We start from the raw sequence: 10,213 nt of genomic DNA on the forward strand, positions 1-10,213 counted from the left end.
CACCTACCGAGCCTCGGGTTCCGGGGGCCAGCATATCAACAAGACCGACTCGGCCGTGCGCCTGACCCACATCCCGACCGGGATCGCGGTGGCCTGCCAGGCCGGCCGTTCGCAGCACCAGAACCGGGACGAAGCCTGGAAGATGCTGCGTGCGCGACTCTACGAGGCGGAACTGCAGCGACGCGAGGCGGCGCAGCAGGCGCTGGAAGACCAGAAGACCGACATCGGCTGGGGCCACCAGATCAGGAGCTACGTCCTGCAGCCGTATCAGATGGTCAAGGACCTTAGGACTGAGGTCGAGACCTCCGACACCCAAGGGGTGCTCGACGGCGACCTCGACGCCTTTATGGGCGCGTCCCTGGCCCAGCGCGTGGGCGTGACGCGCGAGTAGCTATTCCGCCGCCATCGGCAGGCTGAGCTGTTCCTGCTGCGGCTCGTCCAATTTCACGCTGCGGCCGGCGAAGTGGGCGCCGGCTTCAATGGCGAGCTGGCCGTGCGTGATGTCGCCGTCGACCTTGGCGCTTGCGAACAGGCGCACGGTCTTGGCGGTGATCGTCCCGGCCACCCGGCCGCGGATCTCCACGGCGTCGGCGGTGATCGCACCTTCGACCTGACCCGTCTCGCCGATCGACAGATGCGCTACCTTCAGGTCGCCATGCACCGCGCCGTCGAGCTGGATGTCGCCGTCGCTGGCGATATCGCCGTCGACGCTGACGTTCTCCGCAATCAGCGACATGGCGATGGGCTTGCGCGACGGCGTATCGGCGAGTTCGGGACGGCTCGAGGCGTTCGCGGGCTTACTCGGCTTGCTGAACATAGTCGCCTGCCTTGAGGAAACGGTCCGGGTTCATGGCGCGGCCGTTCAGCCACACCTCGTAGTGCAGATGGGTGCCGGTGGAGCGGCCGGTCGAGCCCATGCCGCCCAGGCGTTGGCCGACGGCGACCTGCTGGCCGACGGCGACCGAGATCACCGCCAGATGGGCGTAGCGGGTCTTCAGGCCCTTGCCGTGGTCGATCTCGACGGTGTTGCCATAGCCGGAGCGCACGCCCGTGAAGGAGACAATTCCTGGGCCAGTGGCGTGGATCGCCTCCATACGCGAGCCGGAGAAGTCCTGGCCGGAATGATAGGCCGGGCGGCCGGTGAAGGGATCGACCCGTACCCCGAATCCGCTGGACCGTTCGGCGCCGGGCGTCGGATTGGCGAAGGGCAGATCGTGGGCGGCCTGCTCCAGGGCGTGGGCCTCGCTCATGTCGCTGGCGGCGTGCTGGATTCGGTCCGCGAAGCCCTCGTCGACGTCGAGCACGGCGGCGAGCGCGCGGGGGTCCTTGGACTCGATCAGCGGTCCGCCAAGGGCGCTGCCTTGCGGCACATAGGCCGAGGGGGTCAGGCCGGCCAGCCGGAAGGCCAGGCGAAGCCGGTCGGCGCGGCTCTTGGCGAAGGTGTCGGCGGCGTCCAGCAGCTGTTCCTGACTGACCCGCACGGCCTCGACGATATGGGCCGGGTTCTTGTCGTTGGAGGCCAACGCCTTGTTGATCACCGGCGTCAGCGCCGCCGCGGCGCCGGGGGTGGACTTCATGTCCGTCAGCAGCATGGCCAGGGCGGCGTGGCGCTTTTCGATGTCGGCGGCGACGCCGGCGTTGGAAGTGTTCCCGCCGGCGTTCAACTGGGCGACCGCCGAGTTCAGGCGCGCCTGCCGGTCGGCGATCCAGCGCTCGTACTTCGCCTGGGTTCGGGCGATCTCGCGGTCGGCGGACGACGCCGACAACATGTTGACCAGCATGGCGGCGCTGCAGACGCCCATCCAGAGCGCCGCGGCGGAAATCCCGGCGGCGACCAGCATCTGGGTCTTGGGGGTAAGGACGTAGCCCTTCATCTCACCGCCCGAGCGGACGTAGAGATGGCGTTCCGGGAACAGCTCAAGGAGCGAGCGGCGGAGGCGCGCTAGGCGTTGCATGCGATCGCTGAAGTCCCCATCCCCATGGAACTTCGGCGATATGCAATGAGAAATTAAGGGCGCGCAAGACGGTTTACGCCAAGCTCGATCACAAGCTTAACGGATGCGCGAATCGCAGCCTCTGTTCGCTGAACCTGATCGCTGATTGCGGGCCGGTCCAGACCCAAGGAGCCCCAGGGGAAACCCGGCAGATCGGCGCGCCAAATCCGCCACATCGCCTATTTAGGCTGCCCGGAGGCGTGCGACGCCAGGCCGCGCCAACCTAGGGCGCCTTGGCGGCGTCCAGCACCGCCTGGGCGTGGCCAGCGACTTTCACCTTACGCCAGATGCGCTGGATCACCCCGTCCTTGATCAGGAAGGTGGAGCGGTCGATGCCCATATATTCCCGGCCATAGAGCTTCTTCTCGACCCAGCTTTCGAAGGCCTCGATCGTCTTGCCTTCGGGGTCGGAGCCCAGCGGGATGGTCAGTCCATACTTGGAAGCGAACTTCTCGTGGCTCTTCAGGCTGTCCTTCGAGGCCCCGACCACGGCCACGCCGGCCTTGTCGAACTCGGGCTTCAGGGCTGTGAAGTCCTTGGACTCGTTGGTGCAGCCCGGGGTGTCGTCCTTCGGATAGAAGTAGAGCACGAAGGTCTTGCCCGCGAAGTCCGCCAGCCGGAGCGGGCCTGCGGCGCTGTCCATGGCGAAGTCGGGCGCCTTGGCGCCCTCGGTGATCTTGCTCATCGCGTTCTCCTTCAGACCGGCCGGATCAGGACGATCTTCTTCTTGCCGGCCGCCAGCTTGACGACGCCATCGACCAGGTCGGCGTCTGTGATCGTGCGGTTGGCGTCGGCCTCAGCTTTGTCGTTGACCCTGAGGCCACCGCCCTGGGCCAGGCGGCGGGCTTCGCCGCGCGAACCCGCAAGGCCGGCGGCCTCGAACAGCGCCGCCAGCATGATGCCCGCAGAGAGCTCGGCCGCCGGGACCTCATGCGTCGGCAGGTCGTCGGAGAGCGCGCCCTGGACGAACGCCGCCTCCGCTGCGCCCGCAGCCTTCGCCGCTTCCTCAGGTCCATGCAGCAGCGCGGTGGCTTCGTTCGCCAGCACCTTCTTGGCGTCGTTGATCTCCGCGCCCGGCAGAGCCTCCAGCCGTGCGATCTCCTCCAGCGGCAGGTCGGTGAACAGCCGAAGGAAGCGCCCGACGTCGGCGTCCTCGGTGTTCCGCCAGAACTGCCAGTAGTCGTAGGGGCTGCGCAGGTCGGCGTTGAGCCAGACGGCGCCCTGGGCGGTCTTGCCCATCTTGGCGCCGGAGGCGGTGGCCAAGAGCGGCGTGGTCAGGCCGAACGCCGGCTTCTGATCCACTCTGCGGATCAGCTCCACGCCATTGACGATGTTGCCCCACTGGTCCGAACCGCCCATCTGCAGCACGCAGCCATAGCGGCGGTTCAGCTCCAGGAAATCGGTGGCCTGCATCAGCATGTAGTTGAATTCGATGAAGGTCAGCGGCTGCTCGCGGTCGAGCCGCAGCTTCACAGAGTCGAACGCCAGCATGCGGTTGATCGTGAAGTGCACGCCGTAGTCGCGCAGGAAATCGATGTAGCCCAGCTTCGACAGCCACTCGTCGTTGTCGACCATGATGGCGTCGGTCGCCCCGTCGCCGAAGGTCAGGAAGGTCTCGAAGACAGAGCGGATCGAGGCGATGTTCGCCTGGATATCAGCTTCGGTCAGCAACTTGCGGCTTTCGTCCTTGCCGGAGGGATCGCCCACCTTGGTGGTGCCGCCGCCCATGACCACGATCGGCCTGTGTCCGCTCTGCTGCAGGCGGCGCAGCATCATGATCTGGATCAGGCTGCCCACATGCAGGGAGGGCGCTGTCGCATCGAAGCCGATGTAGGCCGCGACAGGGCCGGCGAGCGCGGCCGCGTCCAGTTCCTCCGGATGGGTGATCTGGTGGATGTAGCCGCGGTCGCGCAGGACCTGCAGGAACTTCGACTGGAAAGCGGCATCGGTCATTCGGGGATTCTCAAGGAACGAGCCGGTGCGCTCTAGCACGGCCTTGTCGGCGGTTTCGAGGGACATCACGGGACTCCGGTGGGAAGGAGGCCGGCGCTTTGTCTCGGATCTGGTGAAGGTGCGCCGGCCGGGTGAGGCAGGCGCGAGGGATCGGTCGCCTGCTAGATGGGCAGGCGGCAATAGCGGCCGGTCAGGGGCGCAGGTCCGATCATGGCGGGCTAGCTACGTGAGGCGACCCATGGCAGTCAAGCCGCATGCGCGTGCTGGGATTCATGACTGGAACTTCCCTCGACGCCGTCGACATGGCGGTGCTGGAGACCGATGGGCAGGCGATTTCCGCGTTCGGCCCGGCGGGGGAGCGCAAGCTGACCGACGCCACTCGCGAGGTGATGTTGGAGGCGACGAAGCAGGCCCTGGCCTGGCCGCGGGGCGCGCCGGAGCCTGCGATCTTCGCCAAGGCTGCGCGGGCGGGCGCCGAGGAGCACTTCGCCGCCGCGGAGGAATTCCTGGCGGCCAACGACCTCAAATGGGCCGACATCGACCTGCTGGGCGTGCACGGCCAGACGGTGCTGCATGAACGTCCAAAGGACGGCCGCGTGGGCCGCACGGTGCAGCTTGGCGATGCGGCCTGGCTCGCCAAGGCCACGGGCGTGCCGGTGGCCCACGACTTCCGCACAGCGGATGTCGCTGCCGGCGGGGAAGGCGCCCCGCTGGCGCCGATCTATCACCTGGCCCGCGCGGTGGCCTCGGGCCTGAAAGCGCCACTGGCGGTGTTGAACATCGGCGGCGTCGCCAACGTCACCTTCTGGTCCGGCGGGGAGGCGATCGCGGCCTTCGACACCGGTCCCGGCAACGGCATGATCGACCTTATGGTTCAGGCGAGGGGCGCCGGCCGTTTTGACGACAAGGGCAGATACGCCAGCGTCGGGCGGGTCAATGAAGGCGTATTGGCTGGCCTCCTAGGTCATCCTTACTTCTCGGCGTCTCCGCCCAAGTCTCTGGATCGGTTCGATTTCTCGCTTGAACCGCTGGCGCCGCTGGAACTGGAAGACGCGGCGGCCACGCTGGTGGCCTTCATGGCGGAGGGGGTGCGGCTGGGCTTTGAGATGATGGGTCAGAGCCCCACCGAACTGATTGTCACCGGCGGCGGCCGGCACAATCCGGAGATCATGAAGGCGCTCGCCGCGCGCCTGCCCATGCCGGTGAAGACCGCCGAGGATCATGGCTGGCGCGGCGATTCGATCGAGGCCGAGGCCTTCGCCTACCTGGCGGCCCGCACCGCGGCTGGCCTGCCGATCAGCTTTCCGAAGACCACCGGCGTTCCGCAGCCGATGACCGGCGGGCGCATCGTCCGCCCATAGGTCAGCGGACGGCGCCTATGGCGCCTTTTGCCTCGCCGCGCGTTGCGTCGTCGGGGCCGATTCCGGCCTCGAACAGAAAGCCTCCTCAAATGAACAAGATCATCCTGGCGCTCGCAGCCGCAGCGTGCGTCGGCCTGCCTGCGTCCTACGCCGCCGCCGGCCCGGTGGCCGGAGCCGCCATCGGCGCGGGAACGGGGGCGGTCATCGCCGGGCCGCCCGGCGCGGTCGTGGGCGGCGTCGCCGGCGCGATCGTCGGGGATCGTCATCACGTGCGCCACCACCGCCACTATCGTCATCATCCCCACGCCTGAGGGGATCAGCTCCGCCGGACAGAGCCAGGTTGCGCGCGGGCGTCAGGCCCGCGCGTCGCCAAGCAGCAGGTTGTCGATGAGCCGGGTCGGCCCGAGCCGCACCGCCGTCGAGGCCAGCGCCTGGCGCCCGACGGTCGCGAGTTCGCGCAGGCTCAGCGGGTCCGCGACGCTGATGTAGTCGATGGCGACGCGGGCTTCCTTGGAGAGCGCCTCGAGGATGGCGCGGCGCAGCGCCTCGGCGTCGCGCTCACCGGCGTCGAACAGCCGGCGCGCTTCCGATAGGGCGCGAAAGACCACCGGGGCGGCGGCCCGCTGCTCCGGCGTCAGGTAGCTGTTTCGGCTGGAGAGCGCCAAGCCATCGGCCTCGCGCACCGTGGGCGCCACGATCACCTCGATGGGCATGTCCAGGTCGCGGACGAGCTTCTTGATCACCACGCACTGCTGGGCGTCCTTCTGCCCGAAATAGGCGCGTGTCGGCTGGACGATGTTGAACAGCTTGGCGACCACCGTGGCGACGCCGGCGAAATGGCCGGCCCGCACGGCGCCTTCCAGCACGTCCGTCACCCCGCCGACCAGGATGCTGAGATCGAAACCCGGCGGGTACATCTCGGCGGGTTCGGGTGTGAAGACGAGGTCGGCGCCTGCGGCCTCGAGCAGGCGCAGGTCGCGGTCAAGGTCGCGCGGATAGCGGGCGAGGTCCTCGTGCGGACCGAACTGGGTGGGGTTGACGAATATGCTCGCCGCGACGGCGGTGTTCTCCGCCCTGGCGCGGGTGACCAGGCTGAGGTGACCCTCGTGCAGGAAGCCCATGGTCGGCACCAGGCCCAGGTCGCCGACCTCGGCGCGGGCGGCGCGGGCGGCGCGGAACGCCGCAACGGTCTTGAGGACTTGCATGCCGGCGCGATCAGGCCAGAGCGCGAGCCAGTTCGTCGGGATCCATCCGCGAGCTCTGGGACGCCGTCGGGAAGCGGCCCTCCTGCACGTCGTCCACATAGGCGCTGAGCGCCTGCTCGATGGCCGCGCCGATCTCGGCGTAGCGCCTGGCATGGCGTGGCGAGGTCTCGAAGAGTCCCAGGAGGTCATGCCAGACCTGCACCTGACCATCGCAGCCGGCCCCGGCGCCGATGCCGATGGTCGGGACCCGCAGGCGCGCCGACACCTCGGTCGCCAGGTCCGCTGGCACGAGTTCCAGCACCACGGCGAAGGCGCCGGCGGCTTCGAGCGCCAGGGCGTCCTCGATCAGCCGCTTCGCGCAGCCGGCCTCCTTGGCCTGCACGCGCACGCCGAGCGTGTGCTGCGATTGGGGCGTGAAACCCAGGTGGGCCATCACCGGAACCCCGAACTGCGTCAGGTGGCGGACGGTCGGCGCGATGTGGGCGCCGCCTTCCAGCTTCACCGCCTGAACGCCAGCCTCCTGCATCAGCCGGCGCGCGGCGGTGACGGCGTCGTCGGGCGTCGCGTAGGTGAGGAACGGCAGGTCGGCGATCACCAGCGCCCGCTCGGCGCCGCGCACGACGGCGGCGGCGTGGCGCGTCATGTCGTCCAGCGTGACCGGCAGGGTCGTGTCGTGGCCGTGGACCACCATGCCGAGGGAATCGCCCACCAGGAGGAGCGGCGCGCCGGCCCGGTCGGCCAGCCTCGCCGACGGATAATCATAGGCGGTGAGCATGGCGATGCGCCGGCCCGCGGCCTTCATCTTGCGAATGTCGAGCAGGGTGGTCCGCATGGGCTTACTCCAACACAAGCGATCTAGATGGGGCCGCAGCCCGCCATCAACCAGACGCCCCCGTCCAGCGACCCCGTCTTAGTCCTTGGCGCGCTCGTGATAGGAAAAGTCCTCGGTGAGGACCACGACGCGGGTGCCGGCGGCGATGTACGGCGGCACCATGATCCGCGCGCCGTTCGACAGAATTGCAGGCTTGTAGGACGAAGACGCCGTCTGGTTCTTCACCGCCGGCTCGGTCTCGGTGATCTCCAGCGTCAGCAGGCGCGGCAGTTCGAGGGCGATCGGCACGCCGTCGTGCGTCGAAAGCATCACGATCATGCCGTCCTGCAGCCAGGGGGCCGCTTCGCCGACGATTTCCGGTGAGCAGACCACCTGATCGTAGGTCTCCGGGTTCATGAAGTGGAAGCCCTCGCCATCCTGGTAGAGGAAGGTGAAGTTGCGGTCGTCGACGAAGGCGCGCTCGACCTGCTCGGTCGTGCGCCAGCGCTCGGACACCTTCACCCCGTCGGAGATGCGGCGCATGTTCAGCTGGGTCACCGGGGTGCCCTTGCCGGGGTGGATGTTCTCGGCGGTCAGCACGACGTAGAGGCGGCCCTCCATGTCGACGACGGCGCCCTTGCGCAGCGAGCTGGCGATCACTTTCAAAGTCGGTCTTCCTCGATGACGACGGCGGCGATCTGAGGTCGCGCGATTCCGCTGATGAATTTCTTGTCGCGCCCCTATAGCGATTGACGGCGAAATCTCCACCCCCCTACCGGTCGCACCTTTGCCTGAACCAACGCTCTCGCCGTGGTGGACGCCGGACCGTCTGGCCGACCGGCGGCCTTATCTGTTGGGCCGGGCGCGGATCACCGCGGCGATCCGAGGCTGGTTCGCCGCGCGGGATTTCGTGGAGGTGGAGACGCCGGCCCTGCAGGTCTCCCCAGGCAATGAGGCGCATCTGCATGCCTTCGCCACCGAGGCGGTGGGGATCGCGGGCGAGCGGGCGCCGCTCTTCTTACGCACCTCGCCCGAGTTCGCTGCGAAGAAGCTTCTGGCGGCCGGTGAGCCGCGGATGTTCGAACTGGCCCGGGTCTGGCGCAATCGAGAGCGGGGGCCGCTGCACCACCCGGAGTTCACGCTGCTGGAGTGGTATCGCGCGGGCCAACCCTACGACACGCTGATGACCGACTGCGCGGCTCTGCTGGCGTTGGCCGCCGAGGCGGCTGGCGCCAAGACCATCAGCTTCCGGGACCAAGACGCCGATCCCTTCGCTGAACCGGAGCGGGTCACCCTGGCTGAGGCCTTCGAGCGCTTCGCCAGCGTTAACCTGCTGGCCACTGTCGAGGCGGATGGCGCGACGGACCGCGAAGGACTGATAGCGGCGGCCAAAGGGCAGGGCATCCGCATCGCCGACGACGATACCTGGGCAGATGTGTTCAGCCGGGTGCTGGTGGAGAAGATCGAGCCGAACCTCGGTCGCGGCCGCGCGACCATCCTCTGCGAATATCCCGTGAGCGAGGCGGCGCTGGCGCGGCCCACGGCCGCGGATCCTCGGGTGGCCGAGCGCTTCGAGCTCTATGCCTGCGGCGTCGAGCTGGCCAACTGCTTCGGGGAACTCACCGATCCGGCGGAACAACGCCGCCGCTTCGAGGTCGAGATGGCCGAGAAGGTCCGCGTCTACGGCGAGCGCTATCCCATCGACGAGGACTTCCTGGCGGCGCTGGGGTCCATGCCGGAGGCGAGCGGCGGCGCGCTGGGCCTGGACCGGCTGGTGATGCTCGTGACAGGCGCGCGCCACATAGAGCAGGTGCTCTGGGCGCCGGTGGCGGATGCCTAGGCCGCAGCGGCGACGGGCTGCAGGCCCACCGTCGGCTCCGCCCTCCAGACCGAGGCGATCAGGACGTAGACGACGACGGACGCGACCCCGAACGCGGCCTCGACCAGCAGCATGCCGGTGGACCCGTGTTTGCCCTGAACCGATCCGACGATCGCCACCATGGTCACCACCGGCAGGTTGGAGATGCTGCTGAGCACGGCGGCCACGGTGGCCGCGGCTCGGGCGCCCAACTGCTCGAAGCAGACGGCGCTGACCGCGGCCCAGGACAGCCCCAACAAGAGGGCGTTCAGGATGGCGAAGACGGCGAACCAGAGCGGCGTATGCGGCCCGAAGGCCATCGCCGCCTCGCCAAGGGCGCAGGCCAGGGCGGAGAGGATGTAGACTGTCCGCCTGGGGAAGATGTCGCACAGATACCCGCCGATGACGCAGCCTGGCAGGGTGGCGATCCCGGTGATGGCCCCCAGCACCAGGGCGACCATATCGGCCGAGGCGTGCCAATCGCCGGCGACGGTCGGCAGCAGCGTGCTGGCCGCCCCGAGCGAGGCCGGCAGCACATTGGCCAGGATCGCGAGAACTCCCGCGCGGGTGCGGGCCAGCGTCAAGAGCGCGCCCATGACGTCCAGCAGCCGATGACGTACCGAGACGCCGGCCAGGCGCGGCGGCACGCGCAGATAGAGGATCGGCAGGGCGCAGACCGCGCAGAGGCCCGCCAGCACCAAGGCGGCGGTGACCTGACCTCCCGCATGTTCGGCGAGCCACAACCCCAGGCCTCCACCCAGGCCGGCGCCGCCCAATTGACCGCACTGCAGCCATCCGGCGACCGCGCCGCGCCGCTCGTTCGGCGTCGTCAGCGCCATGCCGGCAGTCGCCGACGAGGTCATCGCATTCATCGCCACGCCCATCAGCAGGGCCAATCCGCTGAGCAGCGGCATGCTCGACGGGGACAGTGGCGCGAAGGCGAGGGCGATCAGCGCCGTCACCGCGATCGTCAGGTTGATTAGATACCACTTGGGCGGAGAGAGGCTCGTATCCAGCACCGGACCCATGGC

Annotated in this window: 12 protein-coding genes; 4 read left to right on the plus strand and 8 right to left on the minus strand. The window is 68.6% G+C overall.

Features of this window, described 5'->3' with window-relative positions; translation table 11 throughout:
* Nucleotides 1-391 (plus strand): peptide chain release factor-like protein (locus E8A12_RS05885; protein WP_293366938.1); only part of this gene is annotated, 391 nt, incomplete at its 5' end.
* On the opposite strand, the gene E8A12_RS05890 is transcribed toward E8A12_RS05885, so the two are convergent.
* The 4 genes from E8A12_RS05890 to tyrS form a co-directional block, all read right to left on the minus strand.
* Nucleotides 392-817 carry a polymer-forming cytoskeletal protein gene (locus tag E8A12_RS05890; RefSeq protein ID WP_293366939.1) on the minus strand — a complete coding sequence of 142 codons (426 nt, stop codon included), beginning with the start codon at nt 815-817 and terminating at the stop codon, nt 392-394.
* Nucleotides 798-1,955 carry a peptidoglycan DD-metalloendopeptidase family protein gene (locus E8A12_RS05895; protein ID WP_293366941.1) on the minus strand — a complete coding sequence of 386 codons (1,158 nt, stop codon included), beginning with the start codon at nt 1,953-1,955 and terminating at the stop codon, nt 798-800. Before E8A12_RS05895 ends, E8A12_RS05890 begins: the two co-directional genes overlap by 20 nt.
* A 262-nt stretch (nt 1,956-2,217) precedes the next feature.
* Nucleotides 2,218-2,679, minus strand: coding sequence for a peroxiredoxin (locus E8A12_RS05900; protein ID WP_293366942.1), 462 nt, complete (start codon nt 2,677-2,679; stop codon nt 2,218-2,220).
* A gap of 11 nt (nt 2,680-2,690) precedes the next feature.
* Nucleotides 2,691-4,013 carry a tyrosine--tRNA ligase gene (tyrS, locus tag E8A12_RS05905; RefSeq protein WP_293366944.1) on the minus strand — a complete coding sequence of 441 codons (1,323 nt, stop codon included), beginning with the start codon at nt 4,011-4,013 and terminating at the stop codon, nt 2,691-2,693.
* 188 nt (nt 4,014-4,201) lie between these two features.
* Between tyrS and E8A12_RS05910 the strand changes: the two genes are divergently transcribed.
* Complete coding sequence (locus E8A12_RS05910) at nt 4,202-5,308, plus strand: anhydro-N-acetylmuramic acid kinase (RefSeq protein WP_293366946.1); 1,107 nt, start codon at nt 4,202-4,204, stop codon at nt 5,306-5,308.
* Nucleotides 5,309-5,397: 89 nt separating this feature from the next.
* A complete protein-coding gene (locus tag E8A12_RS05915; protein WP_293366947.1) occupies nt 5,398-5,619 on the plus strand; it encodes a hypothetical protein in 222 nt (73 codons plus the stop codon).
* A gap of 42 nt (nt 5,620-5,661) precedes the next feature.
* Here E8A12_RS05915 and panC read toward each other — a convergent pair whose 3' ends face one another.
* The 3 genes from panC to efp all read right to left on the minus strand — a co-directional run bounded on the left by panC (nt 5,662) and on the right by efp (nt 7,990).
* On the minus strand, nt 5,662-6,513 hold the full coding sequence (panC, locus tag E8A12_RS05920; RefSeq protein ID WP_293366948.1) for a pantoate--beta-alanine ligase: 852 nt from the start codon (nt 6,511-6,513) through the stop codon (nt 5,662-5,664).
* A 10-nt stretch (nt 6,514-6,523) separates the two neighbouring features.
* Nucleotides 6,524-7,345, minus strand: coding sequence for a 3-methyl-2-oxobutanoate hydroxymethyltransferase (gene panB, locus E8A12_RS05925; RefSeq protein WP_293366949.1), 822 nt, complete (start codon nt 7,343-7,345; stop codon nt 6,524-6,526).
* A gap of 78 nt (nt 7,346-7,423) precedes the next feature.
* A complete protein-coding gene (efp, locus tag E8A12_RS05930) occupies nt 7,424-7,990 on the minus strand; it encodes an elongation factor P (protein WP_293366950.1) in 567 nt (188 codons plus the stop codon).
* A gap of 121 nt (nt 7,991-8,111) precedes the next feature.
* On the opposite strand from efp, the gene epmA reads away from it, so the two are divergent.
* Nucleotides 8,112-9,164, plus strand: coding sequence for an EF-P lysine aminoacylase EpmA (gene epmA / locus E8A12_RS05935; protein WP_293366951.1), 1,053 nt, complete (start codon nt 8,112-8,114; stop codon nt 9,162-9,164).
* Here epmA and E8A12_RS05940 read toward each other — a convergent pair.
* Nucleotides 9,161-10,213 (minus strand): MFS transporter (locus E8A12_RS05940; protein ID WP_293366953.1); only part of this gene is annotated, 1,053 nt, incomplete at its 5' end. The two genes, epmA and E8A12_RS05940, sit on opposite strands and share 4 nt — an antisense overlap.

The organism is Phenylobacterium sp. (genome assembly GCF_004799395.1).
Lineage (GTDB): Bacteria > Pseudomonadota > Alphaproteobacteria > Caulobacterales > Caulobacteraceae > Phenylobacterium.

What these genes read in the sequence shown, in the direction of transcription:
- E8A12_RS05890 (WP_293366939.1), bottom strand. Translation starts at nt 817, where the DNA reads ATGTTCAGCAAGCCGAGTAAGCCCGCGAACGCCTCGAGCCGTCCCGAA.
- E8A12_RS05895 (WP_293366941.1), bottom strand. Translation starts at nt 1,955, where the DNA reads ATGCAACGCCTAGCGCGCCTCCGCCGCTCGCTCCTTGAGCTGTTCCCG.
- E8A12_RS05900 (WP_293366942.1), bottom strand. Translation starts at nt 2,679, where the DNA reads ATGAGCAAGATCACCGAGGGCGCCAAGGCGCCCGACTTCGCCATGGAC.
- tyrS (WP_293366944.1), bottom strand. Translation starts at nt 4,013, where the DNA reads ATGTCCCTCGAAACCGCCGACAAGGCCGTGCTAGAGCGCACCGGCTCG.
- E8A12_RS05910 (WP_293366946.1), top strand. Translation starts at nt 4,202, where the DNA reads ATGCGCGTGCTGGGATTCATGACTGGAACTTCCCTCGACGCCGTCGAC.
- E8A12_RS05915 (WP_293366947.1), top strand. Translation starts at nt 5,398, where the DNA reads ATGAACAAGATCATCCTGGCGCTCGCAGCCGCAGCGTGCGTCGGCCTG.
- panC (WP_293366948.1), bottom strand. Translation starts at nt 6,513, where the DNA reads ATGCAAGTCCTCAAGACCGTTGCGGCGTTCCGCGCCGCCCGCGCCGCC.
- panB (WP_293366949.1), bottom strand. Translation starts at nt 7,345, where the DNA reads ATGCGGACCACCCTGCTCGACATTCGCAAGATGAAGGCCGCGGGCCGG.